A 21,960-nucleotide genomic window follows, 5' to 3' on the forward strand; every position below is an offset into this window, starting at 1 on the left:
AAAAACAACTGTTCTTCCTATAAGAACAAAAGGAGATCGTATCGTTATGTGGAAAGGCCTTATTGAAGAATATAAACAATTTTTACCCGTAACTGAAAACACACCTGCTTTAACTTTAAACGAAGGCAATACGCCTCTTATACATTTAGTGAATTTATCTAAGAAACTAGGCATTGAGCTTTACGGAAAAATTGAAGGTGCAAACCCGACAGGCTCATTTAAAGACCGAGGGATGGTATTTGCCGTTGCAAAGGCTATTGAAGATGGGAGTCAATGCGTTATTTGTGCCTCTACAGGAAATACTTCTGCAGCTGCGGCAGCTTATGCAACACGCGCTGGTATTCAATCCATCGTTGTTATTCCGAAAGGAAAAGTCGCTCTTGGTAAACTTGCTCAAGCTACCATGTATGGTGCAAAAATCATCGAAATTGACGGTAACTTTGATGATGCCCTTAATATTGTTCGCCAAGTAAGTGAAACGACTCCTGTCGCACTTGTAAACTCTGTGAACCCATACCGTATTGAAGGTCAAAAAACGGCATCCTTTGAGATTGTAGATGGCTTAGGTACAGCACCTGATTATTTGTGTATTCCAGTAGGTAACGCAGGAAATATTACTGCATACTGGAAAGGCTTTAAAGAATACCATGCAGCGAAAAATTGCGGTCTACCAAAAATGTATGGCTTTGAGGCTGAAGGTGCCGCAGCTATCGTCAAAGGAGAACCTATTGCTAATCCTGAGACAGTGGCAACAGCCATCCGAATTGGTAACCCTGCTAGTTGGAAATTGGCAGAAGCAGCTCGTGATGAATCTGGCGGTATCATTGATTCTGTTACAGATGAAGAAATTGTAGCTGCCTATAAATTAATCGCAAGTACAGAAGGTATTTTCGTTGAGCCTGGCTCTGCTGCTTCTTTAGCAGGTGTTATTAAGTCAGTTGAAAACGGAAAAATACCACAGGGTGCAAAAGTTGTCACAATCTTCACTGGGAACGGACTAAAAGATCCTGATACAGCTATGAACGTTTCTACTGTAGAAGTAGTGTCCCTTAAAAATGATGAAGAAGAAATTCGTGCATATATCGAGGGTGTACTATGAGTAAAGTGTGGCAAATCTCAGTTCCTGGAAGCACGGCCAACCTAGGGCCAGGCTTTGATTCGATAGGACTCGGCTTGTCCCTTTACTTAAAGCTTACCGTTACTTTACAAGATCAATGGAATATTATCCATCTCGATGATAATGGTCCTAAAGAGTTTGAGCTTGAAGAACACTTACTATACGTCATTGCTAAAAAAATTGCAGATCAATATGATCAGCAACTACCTGCTTGTCGTGTCGAGATGACTAGTGAACTTCCATTAGCACGTGGCCTTGGAAGCAGTGCAGCTGTGATTGTGGCAGGTATTGAACTTGCTAACCAAGTATGTGAACTTGGTTTAACTGTTCAAGATAAGCTCAATCTCTCCTCACAGATTGAAGGACATCCAGACAATGCAACCGCTTCTGTTTTAGGGGGATTAACCATTTCCTCAATGGATGACAACGGAATTGTCGATACATTTCATATCAATGATATCGAGGCATCATTTGTGGTATACGTACCAGATGTTGAGCTCAAAACGAGCGAATCTCGTTCTGTTTTACCAGAACAACTAAATCGCGCCTATGCTGTTTGTGCTTCTGCAAATGCGAATATGTTGGCAGCTTCCTTAATGGCACGTGATTTCGAGCGTGCTGGTCATTATATGGAGGCTGATTTATTCCATGAACCGTTTCGTGCAAAGCTAATTCCTGCCTATGCAGAAATTCGTACTGCTGCAAAAGCTAACGGTGCATACGGTACCGCTCTAAGTGGCGCTGGGCCAACGTTGATTTCCATTATTCCTTCTGCTATTGCTACTGACTTTGTTCAGTTAATGACAAAGCAATTCCCAGAGCATCAAGTAATTTTAACAAAAGCGGATGAACATGGTGTGCAAGTCCATAAGCAATAAATGTTTGAAACGTCTACTACCCTAGTAGGCGTTTTTTTGAAAGCAAGTACTTATAAAACTAATATGATAGAAGTATAGAAAAGGATATTTTATACGTGCTTTTCTAAGGAGGGACTATCTTGAAACCAATTATATTCTGTGATTTCGATGGCACGATAACAGAAACTGATAATATCTTTTCATTAATGACTGAATTTGTACGAGAGGATTCTGAAAAAATTGCTAAAGCCATGATGGAACAAACCATTTCATTTAAAGATGGGCTTTCTGCTATGTTTCATCTACTTTCTACTCAACAAAAAGATGAAGTAATTCAATATCTTATGGATTCAGCAGTAATTCGTGAGGGCTTTGGGGATTTTGTTCGCTATGCTCAAGACCATAACATACCATTTTATATTGTAAGCGGTGGCGTTGATTTTTTCATTGAGCCTCTAGTTGAAAAATATGGTCCTTTTTCGGGCATCTACTGTAATAAAGCCGATTTTTCAGGTGAACAAATAGAACTAATCTATCCAAATAACTGTGACGAGGAATGTGTTAAATATAGCACACAAGGTTGCGGTTGCTGTAAACCTAGCGTGATGCGGAAGGTTGCAGAGGAGGATCATTTTAAAATTGTGATTGGTGACTCTCTTTCTGATTTTGAGGCAGCTAAACTAGCAGATATTGTTCTTGCTAGAGATCATCTCGTTCAGCGCTGTGAGGAGCTTCATATTCCATATAAACCTTTTACTACATTTCATGATTGTCTAAATAGTGTACAAGAGCTTGTGGAATCAAAAAAGGCTGTTCCTACAATATAGAAAAATAACAAGGGAGCCACTTTAAATGACTCCCTTTTCCTATTTTAATTATGCTAATAATACTAAGCTAATGGCCATGACAGCCATTCCCCCTACTAGACCATACATGGATAAATGTGTTTCATCGTATCTTTGCGCTGCAGGTAATAATTCATCTAATGAAATAAAAACCATAATGCCTGCAACACCAGCAAACACGATGCCAAACATTACATCTGTTAAAAAGGGCATAAGGAGCAAAAATGCTACTAGTGCACCGACAGGCTCTGCTAATCCTGATAAAAAAGATAACTTAAAAGCTTTTCGACGATTGCCCGTTGCAAAGAAAATAGGGACTGATACAGCAATGCCTTCTGGAATATTATGAATGGCTACTGCAATAGCAATAGCAATCCCCACATTTGGGTCATTAATAGCTGACATAAATGTAGCAATGCCCTCAGGAAAATTATGAATGCCAATAGCGAGAGCTGTAAAAATACCCATCTTCATCAAATGCTCTTCATTGACCTGAGGCTTCACTGCATTCACATCTTCAACTAGCTTTACTTCGTGAGGATTAGTAGCCTTAGGAATAAATTTATCTATTAAAGCAATAAATAACATCCCGCCAAAAAATCCGAGAATTGTCATCCAATAGCCATTTGTTGTGCCTAATGCGTCGGTTAAAGCATCTTTCGCTTTAACAAAAATTTCTACAAGGGATACATATATCATGACCCCTGCTGAAAAGCCCAATGCAAATGATAAAAATTTTGTATTTGTTCTTGATGTAAAAAAGGCGATTAAACTACCTACACCTGTTGCAAGTCCGGCAAAAAGAGTCAACCCTAGTGCCAGTAAAACATTTCCGTCCATTCCCTTCTTCCTTTTCTCTTTTTATTATTGTACTCATCTTAACTTAGAAGTTTCCTATACGCAATTCTTTTTTATAAGGTAAATATCATTCTTTACAATAGGGAAATCATGCTCATTCATTAGTATATAAAAAACCGTGAGCACATTCTTTCTGAGAGAGTCACTGCCTCCCGTTTCATCTACTTCTACATAGAAGATAATCAAATATAGCAAAGACAGAGACATTTTGCTTATCTTGCTGTCACGACTGTGATGTTGTGGGGAATTTAAAGAAATGCTTATAAAAAGGACCGAAACATGTAAAAAGGAATCGAGATTAAATTTCTCGATTCCTTTTGTAGACAGTACCAGTTCATCCTGATACTACTGATACTACTTATACTTTTTTATTTATGGTTTGATTGAAACGATTTTTTACGACGTTCATACCAGATGACACAGATGATAAACCAAGTATATCCCATACTCCAACCTGCAAGCACATCCGTAGCAAAGTGTCGAGCTCCTGCAATACGTGATAATCCAATGAGTACCATTAGAATTATTGCACCTAGCCACAGCACAATTTTACGACCTTTACTATTATTCTCGGCGAAAATATAAGCGATTGTGAATAAGTACAGAATACCCGTCATAGCATGTCCAGATGGAAAGCTAAAGGATGTCAGTTGGTTCTCCAATTCAGGACGTGGTCTTTGGATCCATTTTTTTAGTAATTGATTCAAAACATTGCCCGCTGCAAAAGTTAACACTACAAATAGCATGGCTCGATAATTTTTTACCTTCCAAGCTAAATACACCATTAAGACTACTGCGACAGCGACAACAAATTTAGGCTCTCCTATATAATGAAAGATTTCTATAAATCCGTTACCAAAAAAGATCTCCGCCATCTTTGCGTCAAATGTATTCATGAACTCGCTTTGATAAGTAGCTCTTACTACGAAAAATACAATTAGCGTTAAAATTGCTAATGGATATGCCCATTTTTTCATTCTTTCACCTCAAAAACATTCATGCTATGATCTTCACATCATAACATAAATAAGTCTATTCTGAGCGAAATATAGACTCTCGTTTTAAGAAAGGTAAGCACGTTCGTATTCTTGATAAACATGGATGGATGCTTCTTCAGGTTTGTTAAAATAATCGGAAATAGCCAATGCAATAATAAACAAAATGGCTACTATAGGTAGTATTTTTCTAAACATCCTAAACACTCCCTTATCCTTTTTTGTTCCACTTCGTTTACTTGATTAACACAGGATCAAATAGCCAATCTTTTGGGCCAAAGTTTGAATCCTTTTCTCCTCTAACTTCACGAGAAATACCATTTTTTATAATCGTTTCTCTAAATCTTTTACTGAACAAAGTCTTTCTATAAAGATATCTTCCATCGTGACTACATTCAGCTGAGTAAAATACATCGCCTTTTAAGTGCTTTAAATCTTCATGCTCATAGGTATCAGGACCATTAATCACGCCATTTAAGCCGCAGCTACATGGAGGTTGTTCCGTTGCAAAATATAATTTTACTCTATCCTTGCTACATTCAGGCAGCACTTGCACAGGAATAATTTGATAAGCTAGTTGCTTTCCTTCTTCAGGTCCTTGATGGATAACCTCTAAAAGTTCAAAGCCTTCTAAATTTTCCTTTTTCATGAGTGATGCTAGTGCCTCAGAAGCAACCCAATAACCATTTACATGGACTAAATGGCGATCCTTCATTTGTGTAGTATCAATGACTATAGGTGATAACTGCTCTTTATCCATTAGACCACAGTATTTACAGTGTGTGCTTAAAGAAAATAATGTCCCTTTGTCCTCTAAGAACATTTCTGGTGAATTACCTGTTGAATTTAAAGTAAATAATGGTGCCCGTTCATATTCCATATCTGAAAATTCAAAGTAAAAACGTTCTCCTATTGAAACAATACCAAATTCGCGTTCTAATGATTTATATAAAGCTGTTACCTGTTCGTATGTTACATCTTCATTTAATGTAAAAATAGGATTAAACTTTGTTTTTAAATTTCTTTTTCTAATTTCAGGCGCACCAATCGCAATACCATGACGATTATAAACGTTAATAACTTGATCTTGACTAGTTTCATCTACGGAAAACAAATTTTCAAGTTCTACTTTCACAATACACGCCTACCTTTATAAAGTTTTATGGTGAAGTATATTGACTAGCTAGTAACATTCTACAATCTACTAACGCTACTTTATTCATAGATAGTCAGGCTGCTTATTCTAATAAAATCTATTGTCTATTACTCACTAAAGCAAATCTACTTAACCACCGTTAATTTAAGCGTACCAGTACTTACACCGTCTTTTCAACTTCGGGTTTACGCCAATTTTTTGGCGTGATTCAAGTGAAAATCTGGCGTGATTTGGCGGTCATAAAAAACACCGCCACTTTTTTGGCGGTGTTCCTAGTATTTTATAGGTTATTTCTCATATAAATATGGTTTTATTTTACTAAGGTAATATTTAGGATAGTAAACTCCCAGAAAGCTCCCTTTTTATTGAAAAATATACCAAGAGTATAGCATAGAAATAGTTTAGAGTAAATTCATTCTTTCAGCTAGATTTACAGCCTCTGTTCGTGAATCTACATTGAGCAGAGAAAAGAGTTGTGTCAAATATCTCTCAGTTGTTCGCTGAGGAATGTTTAATTCAATCGCGATGGCTTTATTTGTATGGCCCTCCGCAATCAATCTTAAAATTTTCTTTTCCTTTTCATTTAAATGAATATCTTTTGCATCTTGCAGTTTAAATTTATCATCCAAAAAATCCAAGAAATTTTTAGGTAAAACAATTTCCCCATTTGCAATGGCCCTCACCGTTCGTAAAATCTGCTCTTTAGAGGCCGTTTTAGCTAAAATGCCTTCTATTTTCCTTTCCAAAATAAGCGGGTAATAATCCGTGATATCATCACCTGTATAGAGGATAACTGCAGCATTTGACTGAAAAGCTTTAATATTACGGGCTAAGTTAATGCCATTTTCGAGTGGCATATTGATATCAATCAAATAGATATCATATGGCTTATTTTTTATTCTTTGAATAACACAAGTAGCATCGCTTTCCGTATCAATGATAATATCATCATTTTCTTGAAATAAGTTTTTAGTTCCCTCTAATACTATTGGGTGATCATCCACTATGAGCATCGTAATCAAGTGTTTCACTCCCTTCTTTCACTATTATTCTAATAGACATCCCTTTGTTTATGTGAGCGTCAATATAAAATTGCCCATTAAATGCTTTTACACGCTCCTGCATACCTCGAATACCCATAGACTCTGCTACAATAATATCCTCCACGTTACAGCCTACACCATCATCATTATAAATGATTTCAAAGCCATCATTCATCTCATTTAAATGGATTTCAACGGATGCGGCATAGGAATGCTTTAACGCATTATTCAGTAGTTCTTGAAACAATCGATAAATCATTAAATTCATGCGCTCATCCTCTAAATAAAGACGATCGATTGTATAAATGAGCACAAAGTTAGCTCTTTCTTGAACTTTTCGAATTAACTTTTCTAATGCAGCATTTAAACCTAAAGTATCCAATAAAGGAGGCTTTAGATTTTCACAATAGCTCCGCAATTCATATAAAGAGATAAGCATTTGTTTATGAATTTTAGCAAGTTGCTCTTGAATATCCGATGTATTCTTTGCATTAACAAGGACATCCACTTCTCGTGCAATATGGAGTTGCTCTTGTAAATTGGTGTCATGTAACTCTTGAGCTAACTGGTATTTTTCTTCTTCAAACCTTAACCATAATAGCTTATTTAGCCATGGTAACTGACCATCGTCAGCCTGTTTCATATGCTTTAGTTCCTCTATCAGTTCTTCCACCATCTTTGTATTTTCAATAAAATTATTTACATACAATAGGAGCAATTCAAGCCATAAAAGCTCCTCATCTTTTAAATGGATCGTATTATTATGCCCCAAAACTAATGCTCTTTTATAATGTGCGTCTTGATGGAGAAAGGCTACATACACTTTGTCTATCTTTCTTATTTCTCCTAATCTCAACTCTTCCACAGTATCAGGATGAATCGTAAAACTTTCTCCAGCCATCGTTAAGAATTCATTCGTAACATAGTTATATGTTATGACAAAAACATCCTCTAACTCAAGATGCATAGAAACTTCATAAGCAAATTTCTCTAAAAGCTCGTCGATTTTAATGGTTTTACCAATTTTATCTACAGCAGTATATAGTTGATGAATATAGTCACCTTTTGTAGAAAATAGTATTTTCCGTTTTCGATAATCAACCTTTTCTTTTACGTAAAAGAGAATTACTAATGATGAAAATGTAAAAAGTGCTACTCCTGACATGACAGTCATAGTTAAATACTGTCCTGCAATAAAATACAGTCCCATAGTAATCCATAACGTAAAGCTTAAAGAGAATATGACATAATAGCGTAATCTTGTAATATGATACTCAATATCAAATAGCCTTTCCGTTAGTTGTGTAAAGATAAAGCTAAAAGGTATAAGCAATAAAAATAATGAGCAAATTTCAGCTGAAAGAATGTACGTATGAAAAAGAATTTGTGGAAGTGCATACAAAAAAAGAAATGGTAGAAACGGTATTAATATACTATTTAATAAAATTTTCAACTGTGGTGAGCTGTATTTGAAATAGCTTATTAGTAAAATACTAAGGATAATCACAAGGAGAAGAAGAAACATGGCTAATACAATATTGGAAAGAATATCGTTAGCAGCAGGATAAATAGTGCCTGTAAAACCTAGTATAAAAGCGATTATGGGGAAAACATAAAAGAGTTTGATATTATCCATAAATACCCAATTCGCTTTCACAAATAAAAAGTAATTTCTTAAAAAATGTAATAATAGGACTAAACATAACACCATACTACTACGATTGACGATAATACCGATCGCATCTAACCTACCAGAGACACCACTGCTCACATATGCTAATGAAACATTTAACATAAAAAGAATAAGTAAGTCTGCTAACTTTGAATTCCTTTGCTTGGAATGTAAATAAAACGCAATGAATAACGTCAAAAAATAATAACACGCCGGAACAAAAAATATATATAAAAATTGCTGAGGAATATCTAAGTGTCTAATATGTATGTTTATTAAACTTCCACTTGGCTTCATAACTGTTAAATCATTAGCTGATAATATTTTGGATTTATACTTCAGCTGATTTAAATGGTCAATTGGACGTTCATCTACCTTTACAATAACATCACCAATGGCTATATTTTGACTGTCCGCCCAGTCTTTATAATCAAGTTGAGTTACTACCCACTGACCATTTTCTTTTTCTACCTCAATATCAATATATGGCGCGCTATAATTCACATAATTTAAATAAAAGCCAATCATTAAATAGAGAATTATAGCTGGCCAAAATAATTTACTACGCAATGTTTTTAGTTCCAAACATCACTTTCTGCAATCATCTCTCCGCTAAATGCTTCTAGAATTGCTTTTTGTTCAACAGGTGAAACTCCAATTAATGAGGCTTTTTGTTCTTTTAATAGTCCAACTAGGCTAGGATTTTGTTCTAAATACTGGATTACATTAATCATACTAATCTCTCCTCATTTCATTAATTCTTGCAGATATATTTTACCTAATTCGTTTATCTCTACATTTTCAAGGTAATTCAAGGCTTTAAACTTGTAAACATTTTTTATTGTGATGGCATAGCGTATTGCTCCACTATTTGTCAACTCATTTTCTGTTGCATTTTGATCTAAAACTGTAACTATATCATCATTATAATAGCTGGCAACAGAATTTGAAATATCATTTTTCTTGGTTAAAAGGTATATAATAGGCAATGAATATTTTTTGTTTAGCAGGTCATTTTTAGGGCCCCACACTTTCAAGCCTTGTATATCATTTTTAATTTGCTGGATAATACCTATGTATTTCCCATACTCCTCTACTTCTTTAGAAACTTCCCCTTTTGCAAGTACTTCGCCGATCAAACAGCCCATTGCTGTTAAAGAGCCAGATTTCTGAGTTATCATTTGTACATAGGATTCTTCATCGCGGCAATTATTTAGTAAATCTAGTTGTTGACCATTTATACTTTGTAACGCGTATTTCTCAAGTAGTCTTATAGCAACTTGTTTATGCTCAAAGGAAGTGTCATCGATTGCTTTAGAAGCCATGATCAGCATTGCTAAGGCAACGTTTAATGATAACTCAGGTGTTTTACTCCAAATATAGTCTGAATCCTTATCCTGTATATCATCAATAATATCAAAGGAAAGTATTAAAAGTTCAATTGCCGCAGCTACTTTATAGATATCTTCATTTACTCCGTCAGAAAATGCTTCGTAATGCCAAAAGCATAACTTACCAAAGGAAAAACCTCTGGTTGTTTTTTCTTCTTTAAAGCTTTTTAACAGTAATTGTAGCTCATGTCCCAGTAATGTCTCATTTTCTATAAGAATGTCTAATGATTCATTAATACGTTCATCTAAACCGTTCAATAGTCCTCTCTCCTCTCTAGCATATTACTAGATATTATATAGATTAGTGGGAATTAATACTAGTAACATAATTAGGTAAGCCATATAAAAGCATTAATTCTTTTTTAGAGATAGAGACCGCCAAAAAATGGCGTTATTCATGCAAACCACGCCAGATTTTTGCTAATAATTACTAAAAAAATGGCGGTAGAGAACTAAGCACCGCCACTAAAGTGGCGTAAACTTACCCTTGAAATGGCGTTCTAACAGATGTTACGCTTATAGTAACTCGAGGATTAGTAATTTTAGCTATAGCAAGATTTTTATCCTGCTCAATATACTACTGCTATGTAAAACAAATGAAAGTACTGGTAAATGACTATCTGTACTGTCTAATACATATTTAATTTACAAATAAGGGGATCAGGACTTACGGTTTGAAATAAATATTATTTTCTGTATGTTTGTCTCTGCCTTAATTACTAAAATATTCTAAATTAATTGAATTTAATATTACTACAATATCTGTATTATTAGAACAAAAGATTTTATAGCAATAAATTAAACATTAGTGAACAATAAATTCTTTTGTACTGGGAGTGATTTAATATTGAAAAATGCATTAAATGAAACTATTTTCATACTTACGGCTACTTTTTCATGTAATATCTCTGTCTCAGCTGAAGAAATTACAATTAAACAGCCTACAATTGATCAACATCGAATGGAGCAAGTCATTATTCAATCCGAGTTAAAAGCTTATCAAGAAACTTTAGCAGCATATCAAGGTATTTCAACCGTATCAAATCTTATTAGTGATATTCCTGGATTTGAGGATACATTCCAACAAAAAAGGGATCTTTATATGGAGCAGCATGGCATTATAAGAGTTTCGACCGAAAGTTTATCCAGTATGGCATCTGTCAATCCTTTTACCTTTGGATTAAACCTAGATTCACCTTCTGTCTATATGACACCACAATACACCATCATCAATGCTAGAGGGCTAGAAATGGAGACGACGACTCAAGATCATTTTGATGAGCAAGGAAATACAAGCATTTCAGGATTGTCCATCAATGAGAGCACGATATCCTTTAATATGGATTCAACATTTAGTGGGTGGCGAAAAACATCAATTAAACATTAAAATATAGTTAAGCAGGTCACCATCATCAACGTGACCTGCTTTTATATGTATTAAAAAAGGTGCCTCAATCTCTTGAGACACCTTAAGGCTATTAACCTTTTACATAATAAACTTCTTGTCCACTTTCAATGATATGATCAGGCTTTGGCTTTCCTGCGCTTGCCTTGTGGCCGGCAATATGCTCAGGGCTCTTCTCCCAATTTTTCCATGCTTCTTCTGATTCCCAGCGAACCATCACTAGCACTTCCTCATCACCGCGGCGAACTTTCTTTACAAGAACCTGTTTATCAATATAACCAGGTTGTTGTTCAAGTAATGATGGACTGTTTGGCTTAGCACCAAAACGTTCCACAACCTTATCCGAATTCCCTTCCGTCACAACGATACGTTTAATTTGTACAAACATATTAGTTAAACGCCTTTAACACATCTTCAGCTTTTTGTGTTTCTGATTGTAAACCGCCACCTGAAAGGTACCAAACTTCTGGATCTAGGTAGAATACTTTACCGTTTTTCACAGCGTTTGTTGCACTTACGATTTCGTTTTCAATTGCAGCTTTTGTACCTGATTCACCGTTTTCATTTACAACAGCGTCACGGTCAACAACGAATAAGATATCTGGGTTTTTCTCACGTACGAATTCAAAGCTTGCATTATCACCATGTGACTCGATTTTGAAGCCACTAGCTTCAGCTACAGCTTTTACACCATACACATCATGAATCACACCGAAACGTGAACCAGGACCAAATACAGATAATGAACCTTCACTACCTAAAACGATTAATGCTTTTTCTTCTGTTGCAGTTGCTTTTGCTTTTACTTCTTCTACTTTTGCTTCATAGGCAGCAATTGCATCTGCTGCTTCTTTTTCTTTACCAAAGATTTTACCTGCTAATTCTGTATTAGCTTTGAATGACTCTAAGAAGTTATTGTTATCTACACCAACATATACAGTAGGTGCAATTTTAGATAATTCAGCATAAGCTGCTGATGCACGACCAGAGATGAAAATAATATCAGGGTTGATTTCAGATAGTTTTTCATAATCAGGCTCGAATAATGTACCTGCATTTACATAAGTGCTATCTTTATATTTGCTTAAGTAAGCTGGTAATGAATCTTGTACTACAGCAGTAGGATTAACACCTAAAGCATCTAATGTATCTAGGAAACCATTATCAAAAACGACAACTTTTTCTGGCATTTTATCAAGTTTTACTTCTTCAAATGTAGTAGTGCTATCACGACCTTCAACCGTGCTTCCAGGAATTGTTAGTGGGTATACTGATGATTCTTCATTTTGTTCTTCAGCCGGTTTGTCAGTTGAAGTCCCTTTATCTTCTTCTTTTGCTTCGTCTTTTGAACCGCAAGCAGCTAATACTAATAGCATCATTGCCATTAATACCGTAAGTAATTTCCATTTTTTCATTGTAAAATTCTCCTTTAAATAATTTATTTGATAGTCAATTGATGGTTGATCCATCGATAACTATTTTTACGAATTAAAATAAACACAAATTCGACAGCCATCCTGTTCTTGAACAGGGATATCCATATCATAGATTTCCTTCAATGCATCTGAGTTAATAATGTCATTTGTAGGACCGTTTTTAACTACACGGCCATCTTTCAATGCCACGATATTATCAGAATAAACAGAAGCAAAATTAATATCATGTAATACGATGACCACTGTTTTCCCTAACTCATCAACAAGTTTACGTAAAATCTTCATAATCTGGACAGAATGCTTCATATCTAAATTATTCAATGGCTCGTCCAGTAAGATATACTCTGTATCCTGCGCAATAACCATTGCAATAAAAGCACGCTGACGTTGACCGCCTGATAGTTCATCTAAATAACTTTGTTGCATATCTTCTAAATTCATGTAGCGAATAGCTTCGTCCACTTTTTCTTCATCTTCAGGCTTTAGGTTTCCTTTTGAATAAGGGAAACGACCAAAGGATACAAGCTCACGAATGGTTAGACGGACATTCATAAAGTTTGATTGCTTTAATATCGAGACACGCTTGGCAAAATCATCTGATTTCCAACGACGTACATCTGCTTTATCGAGTAGTACTTCGCCAGTATCTGCATTCAGTAAACGGCTTACCATTGAAAGTAGCGTGGACTTCCCTGCACCATTCGGTCCAATAAAAGATGTGATTTTTCCTGAAACAATGTCAACACTTACATCTTGAACGACAGGCTTTTTCCCAAAAAACTTCGTAATTTCTTTGACTTGAATCATCCTGCTGACCTACTTTCTCTTAATAATAAGTAGATGAAGTAAACCCCACCCACAAAATTAATAATGACACTAAGTGTAGTACTGAAACCAAATACACGTTCAACCATCCACTGTCCACCGATTAAAGCAATAATACTCATGACACAGGAGCCAGTAATCAAAATAGAATGCTTGTATGTTTTGAAATACTGATACGATAAATTTGCAACAATTAAACCAAAGAATGTGATCGGCCCAACGAGCGCCGTCGAAACGGCAATCAAGATCGAAGCTAAAATCAACATACGTTGTACCAACTTATCGTAAGGTACACCTAAATTAATCGCTGTATCTCGTCCCAAGGACATCACGTCTAATTGATTCATGTGGCGAGCACCATATGCAAACGTTATTAAAATGATAACACCTGCTAGCCAAACTAAATCTGAATTGACATTATTAAAGCTTGCAAACATTTTACTTTGTAAACCTAAAAACTCATTAGGATCGATTAATACTTGGAAGAACGTCGTAATACTTCCTAAAAACGTACCAACAATCATTCCGACAAGCAGTAAAAAATAAATCGGTCGCTTTCCTTCTTTAAATAATACTCGGTAAAAAATTAAAGCGAATATAATCATCACTACAATAGCAAGCGTGAAATTATAGTAAATATTAATGACTAATATAGATGTAGAGCCAAAGAAAAAGTAGATGAATGTTTGAATCAACATATATAAAGCATCTAATCCCATGACACTTGGCGTTAAAATACGATTATGGGTAATTGTCTGGAAAACTACTGTTGAATAGGCAATAGCTATACCTGTTAACGACATCGCTACTACCTTTATGACACGACGTGGAAAAGCATAATGATAGTTACCATTTAGTGCCCAAAATAAATACAATAAAATGGCTATTACGGCAAGACCTAGTAAAATGAACATTTTTGTACGATTACGCATATGCTCTCCCCCTAAACAACATGAATAGGAAGATGGCACTTCCAATTACACCAACAGTCATACTAATTGGTATTTCATAAGGGAAAATCAGTACACGTCCCAAGATATCGCAGAATAATAAAAATGACATACCAAGTAATGCTGTATGTGGCAAGGTTTTTGCCAAATTATCACCTTTAAACAGTGAAATTATGTTTGGAATAATCAAACCAAGGAAAGGAATGACACCGACTGTTAACACCACTGTTGTGGAGATAAGGGCTACCAACACTAAGCCTAAATTCACCACAAATTTATAGGATAGACCAAGGTTTTTTGCAAAATCCTCTCCCATCCCAGCTACAGTAAAACGATTTGCGTAAATGTAAGCTAAAATAAGTACTGGCACACTTATGTATAACAGTTCATAACGGCCTTTCATGATTAATGAGAAATCTCCTTGTAACCATGCAGAAATGTTCTGGATAATATTCGCCTTGTACGCAAAGAATGTTGTAACGGAGGACAAAATATTTCCATACATTAAGCCAATAAGCGGTATAAAAATCGCATCTTTAAACTTAATTCGGTTTAATATTTGCATAAATAGTAATGTGCCGGCTAAAGCAAATATGAAAGCGAAGGAAATTTTTTGAAAATACGTGACATTCGTAAAGAACATCATGGAAATCAATACACCCAACCGCGTGGCATCTAATGTACCAGCTGTTGTTGGCGATACGAACTTATTCCTACTTAAGCTTTGCATAATTAAACCAGCAATACTCATACCTGCACCTGCTAGCAAAATAGCAACAAGTCTAGGTACACGACTAATTAAAAATAGTCTAGCTTCTTCTGATTGAAAGTCTAATAGGTCGCTAGGCTTAATATCTATTACTCCGATAAATAGCGACACAATAGACAGCACAATCGTTGCTGTTAAAAGATATCTTATTTTCATAGTAATCCCCGGTAGATTTCATTTTTGTGTGTAATTCACTTTCTAGTGAAAATGATTATCATTACTCACGTTTCCCATTATAAGCATGATTTTATTCTCAGTCAACCAACAATTGAGAATTATTCTCGTTTTATTGAGTATTAACTAAAAAACGTGTCTAATAAACAAAATATCAGTAAGTTCGCTAAACTTTACAACTGAAATAATTCACTATTTCTACAAATTTTTTATCCAAACAAAAAGGTAATTGAGAACAAAAGCTATCTCTCAATTACCATTTTTATATTAAATAATCTTCCTCGTACCTCTTAACCACGCAGAAACAATAAATATAATTAACACCAAACCTACATAGCCCATTACTGCATACAGCTTTGCGACTAGTGTCGTGAATCCTACAAGACTCGCTAGAAATCCGAGACCACCTATAAAAATAACTGCTACTCTAAAGCTAGCTTTACTAGGCTCGAAAAACCTTACCATGAAAGAATAGAGCATTCCTACGGCCGTATTATAAATCATCCCCAAAAGGGAAATTGCCATTAAAAGGCCCACTATAGGATGGATTTCATTTGCTAAGGCTAGCATTGGAATATCTAATCCAACAATGATATTCATTTTTGCTAGAAGGGAAAAATTAACAAGTAAAATTAAAGCGCCTAACAAAATGCCACCAATTATGCCACCCATGCCAGCAACTTTGGCATTGCGTATAGAACCACACATAACCGTTAGTAAAGAAAAGCTAACCCCTACATTGAATGACATATACAGTAAGGCCGTCACCCACCAACTGTTTGCACTTACTTGAACCTGTTGGGCAATAACTGCCTGCTCTACAAAGGTAAGGTCCATCGTTGCTATAGCATAGATTGCGATAATAGAGACAATTGTTAGTAGATAGGGTGTGGCAAGGGCAATGATATTAATAATGCTTTTGACATCCATCATGACCGTAGCTACTGTAAGTAAAATCATACAAATACTCCCTAGCCAAATAGGTAGTCCAAACATTTGCTGAAATGTTGCACCCGCACCAGCAAACATAATCACGGCTACACCAAATAAAAAGAGAGATAATACAAAATCCAACACAAAGCCAATCGTATTCCCTGAAATTTGATAAATCAAATCCTTATGTGAGGCTGTGCGGAGTCTTGAGCTCACTTGAGCAATACACATGCCAACAATAGAGAAGCCAACCATGGCTAACAGCGCACCATATACGCCTTGAAAGCCATAGCTTGTAAAATAGAGGACAATTTCCTGTCCTGATGCAAATCCAGCTCCAACGATGATTCCTACATAGGCCCCACCGACTTGCAAGCTTTTTTTCAATCAGTTCTCTCCTTGTTTTTCCTTTATTGACTTACTAATGCTTTATTGATAGACCTCTGTACTAATCGTTAACTTATCAATAATAGTCATATTAGGCGCATACCCAATACCAACTGACTGCGACACCTCAATATAACCATCTTTCACTACTACTTCAGGAACAATTATATCTTCATACCAATAATGACTAGAACCTGCAGTATCACCAGGTAAAATAAAATGACTAAGCGATGTTAAGGCAATATTATGTGCTCGTCCGATCCCTGCTTCTAACATACCACCACACCAAACTGGAATTCGTTTCACTTTACATAAATCATGGATTCGTTTCGCTTCTGTTAAACCACCTACTCGTCCAATCTTGATGTTAATAACACCACAGCTCCCAAGCTCAATCGCTCGTCTGGCATCCTCAAAAGATGTGATACTTTCATCTAAACAAATAGGCGTTTTTAACTTTTTCTGTAATGTTGCATGATCGACAATATCATCCGTAGCTAATGGTTGTTCAATCATTAATAAACGAAAGTCATCCAGCTGCTGAAGTATATTTATATCCTCTAATGTATAAGCAGAGTTTGCATCCACCATCAAAGGTAAGTCTGGTAGTTCCGCACGGATTGCTCGTACTACCTCAACATCATAGCCAGGCTTTATTTTTATTTTCACCCTTTTGTAACCCTTTTCAATATGACTTTTTATTACCTCTATTAATTGCGCAGTGGAAGGCTGGATACCTACACTGACTCCGACTTCAATACGCTGCTTTTGGCCACCTAATGCCTGTGCAAGTGATTGCTTCGTTAGTTGAGCATAGATGTCCCAGACAGCACCCTCTATCGAAGCCTTCGCCATACAATTTCGACGAATAGGGGCAAATAAGGAATTGACCTCATCTGGATGCCCAATCTCTTTATGTAACAAGATGGGTATCAAAAAATCCTGTAGCATATGCCATGTGGTCTTTAATGTCTCTTCTGTATACCAAGGTGCTACAAAAGCAACGGTTTCTCCCCATCCTGTAATTCCTGACTCATCTCTTGCTTCTACTAATAACAGCTCTTTTTCATCGACTGTGCCAAAGCTCGTTGTAAATGGTGTTTTCATGGGCATTTTTAAGTGCCTTAACGTTATCTTTTCTACTCTCACGATATTCACTCCTTATCCTTATTATAAGGCTAATAAGGAGCGTCTGACTAACAGATAGCTATGAACATATTCTGGGTGCTTCTTCATACGTACAATGGCATAATCTTGATTAAATAATGTAGTTAAGATTGTGCGTATTTTATAACGCCAATCCTCTGCAAGTTTTGGACTCTCTACTTTCATTTTCTGTAAAGATTGTGGAATTGGTAAGAGATAGGCATCCTTGTAAAAGGACTGCTCCATCTGAAATGCATTTTCCACATCAAGCGCAGGTAAGCCATCGACGGTTAATGTCCACGGTACAATCTCCCCCGCTATTTCTTCTAATTCATCAAGGCTATCTGTCATTTGGTCACGCTCGATCCACCATTCAACGACTAACCTATCTGAAGGTAGTCCTTCATTAAAATCATCCTGGAGCGGGCCATAGTAATCATTTTCATATTGATAGCTAGTGGCATTTAGTTTTAGAAACGCTAGATTAGCTAAACGTACTTCTAACGGTTCAATTAACCAACGGACAAGCTGAAAACCATGTTCTTTTGCATATTCTTGTTGCGCGTGCTTCAATAATTCAGCTACACCTTGTTCACGATATGCTTTTTCTACACCAATCATGTGCGAATGTAAGTACATTTCGCCATCTTGATAACCCACGAAGCAATAGTTAAAGCCAATTAGCTTTTCTCCTAAATATGCCCCTACTATTAACCCACCATTTTGTACAGCTGCTAGTAATTGATGGGAGGGAATTGCTTGGCTACCCCATATTTCTGCATTCAATTTTTGGACCTCTGCAATTTCTACCGGTGTCATTACTTTCTGTATACGCACTTGCTCTAACATTATGCTGACGCCTCCTTTGTCTGCCCTGAATCCAATGCTAGCAGTACTGCCCTCGTTAGAATTTCAACTCCCGTGACAAGTCTTGCTTGTTTAAATTTCATTTTTGGATGATGCAATCCCGGTGTAAGACCACAGCCCAAGCCAAGCATCGTTGTTTTTAAATGTGGTCGTTGCACAGCATAGTGATGAAAATCTTCTCCACCAGGTGTATGAACTGGCTTTCTTAAATTCGATAATCCCACAGCCTGTATAATGGCCTGCTCCATCATGTATTGTGCACTTGTGTCGACTTCAGCAGCTACAATATTCGCAACAGTGCGTAATTCAATCTGCACCTTATGCAAGATTTTAGAGGAATCTATAACGCGCTTTACCCCTTGTGCTAAATCATCCATTACATTATTTTGCTGGGCACGAATATCAATCGTAAACGATGCATTACCAGGAATAATATTGCCTGAATCTCCACCAGCATGAAATTTCGTCATCTTAACAGACACTGGCACCATAGGATCAGTATGAATAGTTCTTAAATCTTCAATGATCGTTGCGCCTACTTCAATGGCATTAATGCCTAGGTGAGGTCTTGCAGCATGGGCATCCTCCCCTATAATCTCCCCCTCAAGCAAGCGAGAGGCACCGTGATAGAGCGCAGCACAATACGTACCATCCTCTAGCTCATGGACAGGTCGTACATGAACACCAAATAAATAATCTAAGTCATCAATAACACCTTCCTCTAAAACAGATAACGCTCCAGTTCCCTTTTCTTCTGCCGGTTGGAAAATAACACGAATTGTACCATTAAATGATTGCTGTAAGTCTTTTAAAAGTAATAGCGTACCAATGGCCATCGTCATATGTCCGTCATGACCGCAGGAATGATTTGCACGGAAATGACCATCGACCTCCTGCCATAAGGCATCTATATCTGTTCTTAACCCCACTTTTGGATATCCATGGCCAACATCGACGTATAGACCTGTGGAATTTTTAAACCGTATAGGAGAAAATCCTTCCTGTGTTAATAGCTCAACTATATAATTGGTGGTTTCTACTTCATGCCAGCTAATTTCAGGATTTGCATGTAAATACGTAAAAATCTCCATTAACCTTGGCCTCAAATAATCTAACTCTTCTTTCATGGCTTCCAACCCCTTAAATTTTCATATTATTAAGACTATTATAACGAAAATGATTATTATCTACATAGAAACTTATACCCACATTCAATAAATTAACTACTTACGATAATATATTTCACTCTAAATTTCTTAGATAGACTTTTATTTAGATAGCAAAAAAAGATGCAAGTACAGTTACTAATCAAACTGTACTTGCATCTTTCTTTTAATTAATACCCTTCATCGCTTTTGAAATAATCGGTGAAAGTACTAATATAATAATTCCGACCACAATAGATAATGAACCTAAGAAGCCGAAGTATGTGAATTCGCTTACAACTTCATAAACCTTTACTAATTGCGCATTAATTGCTTGTGCTGCGGCACTTGTTAAAAACCATAATGACATAGTTTGTGCTGCAAAGGCTTGCGGTGCCAACTTTGTTGTAGCAGATAGACCAACTGGTGATAATAATAACTCACCAACCACTACTAGGAAGAATGACAGGACTAGCCATAAAGGGCTTACTAACGTTTCCCCACCAGATAAGTATGCTGGAATCATCATTACTAAGAATGAGAGACCTGCAAAAAACAATGCATATGAAAACTTACGTGGTGTAGTTGGTTGCTTGTCCCCCCATTTAAGCCATAGCATCGCAAATAATGGTGCCAATGTTATGACAAATAAAGGATTCAACGACTGGAACCATGAAGATTGAAGCTGAATGCCTCCAATACTTAACTGAGTACGCTCATCTGCATACGTAGCTAAAATTGTTGCCCCTTGTTCTTGTATAGCCCAGAACATTACCGCTGATAAAAATAATGGAATATAAGCAAGTAGGCGAGACTTCTCATCTTTCGTAGTTTTTTCACTGCGATACATATAAATGAAGAACACAGTTGGAATTAATACACCTAGTGCCGTAATAATAAAACTGAATACATTCATTGTTAATGTACCCGTTTTAATACCAATAGCACCTAAAATGATGATAAGTAAGGCTACAATTCCGAATTGTGTAAAGACTTTTTTACGTTCTTCAGGCTTTAATGGATTATTAACTTGTAATCCTGCTAAGCCTAAATACTTTTTCTCTGTTAATTTGTAAACAATTAAACCAACAAACATTCCAAGACCAGCTAAACCAAAGCCTAGATGGAAGCTATATTTTTGTCCAATTGTTCCGACAATAAATGGCGCAATGAATGCCCCCATATTAATACCCATATAGAAAATAGAAAAACCTGCATCACGGCGGCTATCTGTTTCAGCATAAATGTCCCCAACAATACTTGAAACGTTTGGCTTTAATAAACCTGTACCCATGACGATAAATGCCATTGAAGCAAATAACATAGTCACTCCGCCAGGCAATGCTAGCAGTAAGTGACCGATCATAATTAACACGCCACCATAAAAAATGGTTCTACGTGTTCCTAAAACTCGGTCGGCAATCCAGCCACCTATAATACCAGACATATAAACAAGTGAGCCATAGATGGCCATAATAGAGTTCGCTGTTCCGCGGTCTAGACCTAAGCCACCCTCATTCAATTCATAATACATAAAGAAGATGAGAATTGCTCGCATTCCATAATACGAGAAACGTTCCCAAAATTCCGTGAAAAACAAAGTAAAGAGCCCTTTAGGGTGTCCAACAAAGCCATTTTGAGGGACAGATTTTACAACTTCATCTTTACTAGACATACAATACCCTCTCCCAAATAAAAATTATTCTCCAAAAACATTACTACCCTAATTTAAGGATAAAAAAACTTTGTTTCATCATACTAAAGCGTTTTATTATCTTTAGCAAGAGTTTTAAAAAATGTTGAAAATTTGTCATTTTTCTATAAATTCTGATTGGTTATAGCACAAAATATTAAATCCTTTGATATATCTAAGTTTTCTCATTCTTTGTTTTCAGAAAACTGACATAAAAGCTTTAAATTATTCTAAAATATTTAACATTCGGATTTTTTACTTATTATACAAATTCACACTATTTTGTCTATAAAATT

22 protein-coding genes are annotated in these 21,960 nt (G+C 36.1%); 4 read left to right on the forward strand and 18 right to left on the reverse strand.

Annotated features, from left to right (window positions below; translation table 11 throughout):
* Positions 1–46 precede the first annotated feature (46 nt).
* From thrC to MHI04_RS20350, 3 genes are all read left to right on the forward strand, one after another.
* Positions 47–1,099 (forward strand): threonine synthase, encoded by a 1,053-nt coding sequence (thrC, locus tag MHI04_RS20340; RefSeq protein WP_036128358.1) that lies wholly within the window; start codon positions 47–49, stop codon positions 1,097–1,099.
* Positions 1,096–1,995, forward strand: a complete 900-nt coding sequence (gene thrB / locus MHI04_RS20345; RefSeq protein ID WP_036128360.1) for a homoserine kinase — start codon at positions 1,096–1,098, stop codon at positions 1,993–1,995. Before thrC ends, thrB begins: the two co-directional genes overlap by 4 nt.
* A 119-nt stretch (positions 1,996–2,114) precedes the next feature.
* Complete coding sequence (locus tag MHI04_RS20350) at positions 2,115–2,801, forward strand: MtnX-like HAD-IB family phosphatase (protein WP_036128362.1); 687 nt, start codon at positions 2,115–2,117, stop codon at positions 2,799–2,801.
* Positions 2,802–2,849: 48 nt separating this feature from the next.
* On the opposite strand, the gene zupT is transcribed toward MHI04_RS20350, so the two are convergent.
* The 8 genes from zupT to MHI04_RS20390 all read right to left on the reverse strand — a co-directional run bounded on the left by zupT (position 2,850) and on the right by MHI04_RS20390 (position 10,192).
* Complete coding sequence (zupT, locus tag MHI04_RS20355; RefSeq protein WP_036128366.1) at positions 2,850–3,659, reverse strand: zinc transporter ZupT; 810 nt, start codon at positions 3,657–3,659, stop codon at positions 2,850–2,852.
* A 386-nt stretch (positions 3,660–4,045) separates the two neighbouring features.
* Positions 4,046–4,654 carry a phosphatase PAP2 family protein gene (locus MHI04_RS20360; RefSeq protein WP_340809573.1) on the reverse strand — a complete coding sequence of 203 codons (609 nt, stop codon included), beginning with the start codon at positions 4,652–4,654 and terminating at the stop codon, positions 4,046–4,048.
* Between the two features lie 84 nt (positions 4,655–4,738).
* On the reverse strand, positions 4,739–4,870 hold the full coding sequence (locus MHI04_RS20365) for a hypothetical protein (RefSeq protein WP_255358824.1): 132 nt from the start codon (positions 4,868–4,870) through the stop codon (positions 4,739–4,741).
* A gap of 37 nt (positions 4,871–4,907) precedes the next feature.
* On the reverse strand, positions 4,908–5,807 hold the full coding sequence (locus tag MHI04_RS20370; RefSeq protein WP_036128369.1) for a hypothetical protein: 900 nt from the start codon (positions 5,805–5,807) through the stop codon (positions 4,908–4,910).
* Between the two features lie 422 nt (positions 5,808–6,229).
* The gene (locus MHI04_RS20375) at positions 6,230–6,841 is read right to left on the reverse strand and encodes a response regulator transcription factor (protein WP_244504882.1); all 612 of its coding nucleotides are present in this window, start codon (positions 6,839–6,841) and stop codon (positions 6,230–6,232) included.
* Positions 6,825–9,071: an ATP-binding protein gene (locus MHI04_RS20380; protein WP_051891772.1), complete on the reverse strand. Its 2,247-nt coding sequence runs from the start codon at positions 9,069–9,071 to the stop codon at positions 6,825–6,827. Before MHI04_RS20380 ends, MHI04_RS20375 begins: the two co-directional genes overlap by 17 nt.
* Positions 9,072–9,118: 47 nt before the next feature.
* Positions 9,119–9,277: a competence pheromone ComX gene (comX, locus tag MHI04_RS20385; RefSeq protein WP_036128375.1), complete on the reverse strand. Its 159-nt coding sequence runs from the start codon at positions 9,275–9,277 to the stop codon at positions 9,119–9,121.
* A gap of 12 nt (positions 9,278–9,289) precedes the next feature.
* Entirely contained in the window at positions 9,290–10,192 is a 903-nt protein-coding gene (locus tag MHI04_RS20390) for a polyprenyl synthetase family protein (protein WP_036128377.1), read from the reverse strand.
* 589 nt (positions 10,193–10,781) lie between these two features.
* Here MHI04_RS20390 and MHI04_RS20395 point away from each other — a divergent pair.
* Positions 10,782–11,321, forward strand: a complete 540-nt coding sequence (locus MHI04_RS20395) for a hypothetical protein (RefSeq protein WP_036128391.1) — start codon at positions 10,782–10,784, stop codon at positions 11,319–11,321.
* A 91-nt stretch (positions 11,322–11,412) separates the two neighbouring features.
* Here MHI04_RS20395 and MHI04_RS20400 read toward each other — a convergent pair whose 3' ends face one another.
* From MHI04_RS20400 to MHI04_RS20445, 10 genes are all read right to left on the reverse strand, one after another.
* The gene (locus MHI04_RS20400) at positions 11,413–11,727 is read right to left on the reverse strand and encodes an antibiotic biosynthesis monooxygenase (protein WP_036128393.1); all 315 of its coding nucleotides are present in this window, start codon (positions 11,725–11,727) and stop codon (positions 11,413–11,415) included.
* Position 11,728: 1 nt separating this feature from the next.
* The gene (locus tag MHI04_RS20405; RefSeq protein ID WP_342535128.1) at positions 11,729–12,754 is read right to left on the reverse strand and encodes a siderophore ABC transporter substrate-binding protein; all 1,026 of its coding nucleotides are present in this window, start codon (positions 12,752–12,754) and stop codon (positions 11,729–11,731) included.
* A 66-nt stretch (positions 12,755–12,820) separates the two neighbouring features.
* On the reverse strand, positions 12,821–13,582 hold the full coding sequence (locus MHI04_RS20410; protein ID WP_036128397.1) for an ABC transporter ATP-binding protein: 762 nt from the start codon (positions 13,580–13,582) through the stop codon (positions 12,821–12,823).
* Positions 13,579–14,532, reverse strand: a complete 954-nt coding sequence (locus tag MHI04_RS20415) for an iron chelate uptake ABC transporter family permease subunit (protein ID WP_036128399.1) — start codon at positions 14,530–14,532, stop codon at positions 13,579–13,581. Before MHI04_RS20415 ends, MHI04_RS20410 begins: the two co-directional genes overlap by 4 nt.
* Entirely contained in the window at positions 14,525–15,475 is a 951-nt protein-coding gene (locus MHI04_RS20420; RefSeq protein ID WP_036128401.1) for an ABC transporter permease, read from the reverse strand. Before MHI04_RS20420 ends, MHI04_RS20415 begins: the two co-directional genes overlap by 8 nt.
* Positions 15,476–15,760: 285 nt before the next feature.
* Positions 15,761–16,813 carry a membrane protein gene (locus MHI04_RS20425; RefSeq protein WP_036128403.1) on the reverse strand — a complete coding sequence of 351 codons (1,053 nt, stop codon included), beginning with the start codon at positions 16,811–16,813 and terminating at the stop codon, positions 15,761–15,763.
* 42 nt (positions 16,814–16,855) lie between these two features.
* The gene (gene menC, locus MHI04_RS20430; protein WP_342535129.1) at positions 16,856–17,962 is read right to left on the reverse strand and encodes an o-succinylbenzoate synthase; all 1,107 of its coding nucleotides are present in this window, start codon (positions 17,960–17,962) and stop codon (positions 16,856–16,858) included.
* Between the two features lie 21 nt (positions 17,963–17,983).
* On the reverse strand, positions 17,984–18,808 hold the full coding sequence (locus MHI04_RS20435) for a GNAT family N-acetyltransferase (RefSeq protein ID WP_058844744.1): 825 nt from the start codon (positions 18,806–18,808) through the stop codon (positions 17,984–17,986).
* A complete protein-coding gene (locus MHI04_RS20440) occupies positions 18,808–19,953 on the reverse strand; it encodes a M20 peptidase aminoacylase family protein (protein WP_036128409.1) in 1,146 nt (381 codons plus the stop codon). The genes MHI04_RS20435 and MHI04_RS20440 overlap by 1 nt, the downstream gene beginning before the upstream one ends.
* 205 nt (positions 19,954–20,158) lie before the next feature.
* Complete coding sequence (locus MHI04_RS20445; RefSeq protein WP_036128411.1) at positions 20,159–21,646, reverse strand: peptide MFS transporter; 1,488 nt, start codon at positions 21,644–21,646, stop codon at positions 20,159–20,161.
* Between the last annotated feature and the right edge of the window lie 314 nt (positions 21,647–21,960).

Origin of the sequence: Lysinibacillus sp. FSL K6-1151 (assembly GCF_038630755.1) — a bacterium.
Lineage (GTDB): Bacteria > Bacillota > Bacilli > Bacillales_A > Planococcaceae > Lysinibacillus > Lysinibacillus fusiformis_D.

Bases quoted from the DNA above. Each gene is read 5' to 3' on its own strand.
- MHI04_RS20400 (WP_036128393.1), bottom strand. From the start codon at position 11,727: ATGTTTGTACAAATTAAACGTATCGTTGTGACGGAAGGGAATTCGGAT.
- MHI04_RS20380 (WP_051891772.1), bottom strand. From the start codon at position 9,071: ATGATTGGCTTTTATTTAAATTATGTGAATTATAGCGCGCCATATATT.
- MHI04_RS20435 (WP_058844744.1), bottom strand. From the start codon at position 18,808: ATGTTAGAGCAAGTGCGTATACAGAAAGTAATGACACCGGTAGAAATT.
- comX (WP_036128375.1), bottom strand. From the start codon at position 9,277: ATGATTAATGTAATCCAGTATTTAGAACAAAATCCTAGCCTAGTTGGA.
- MHI04_RS20440 (WP_036128409.1), bottom strand. From the start codon at position 19,953: ATGAAAGAAGAGTTAGATTATTTGAGGCCAAGGTTAATGGAGATTTTT.
- thrC (WP_036128358.1), top strand. From the start codon at position 47: ATGTGGAAAGGCCTTATTGAAGAATATAAACAATTTTTACCCGTAACT.
- MHI04_RS20375 (WP_244504882.1), bottom strand. From the start codon at position 6,841: ATGCTCATAGTGGATGATCACCCAATAGTATTAGAGGGAACTAAAAAC.
- MHI04_RS20420 (WP_036128401.1), bottom strand. From the start codon at position 15,475: ATGAAAATAAGATATCTTTTAACAGCAACGATTGTGCTGTCTATTGTG.
- MHI04_RS20415 (WP_036128399.1), bottom strand. From the start codon at position 14,532: ATGCGTAATCGTACAAAAATGTTCATTTTACTAGGTCTTGCCGTAATA.
- MHI04_RS20360 (WP_340809573.1), bottom strand. From the start codon at position 4,654: ATGAAAAAATGGGCATATCCATTAGCAATTTTAACGCTAATTGTATTT.
- MHI04_RS20405 (WP_342535128.1), bottom strand. From the start codon at position 12,754: ATGAAAAAATGGAAATTACTTACGGTATTAATGGCAATGATGCTATTA.
- MHI04_RS20410 (WP_036128397.1), bottom strand. From the start codon at position 13,582: ATGATTCAAGTCAAAGAAATTACGAAGTTTTTTGGGAAAAAGCCTGTC.
- thrB (WP_036128360.1), top strand. From the start codon at position 1,096: ATGAGTAAAGTGTGGCAAATCTCAGTTCCTGGAAGCACGGCCAACCTA.
- MHI04_RS20445 (WP_036128411.1), bottom strand. From the start codon at position 21,646: ATGTCTAGTAAAGATGAAGTTGTAAAATCTGTCCCTCAAAATGGCTTT.
- zupT (WP_036128366.1), bottom strand. From the start codon at position 3,659: ATGGACGGAAATGTTTTACTGGCACTAGGGTTGACTCTTTTTGCCGGA.
- MHI04_RS20365 (WP_255358824.1), bottom strand. From the start codon at position 4,870: ATGTTTAGAAAAATACTACCTATAGTAGCCATTTTGTTTATTATTGCA.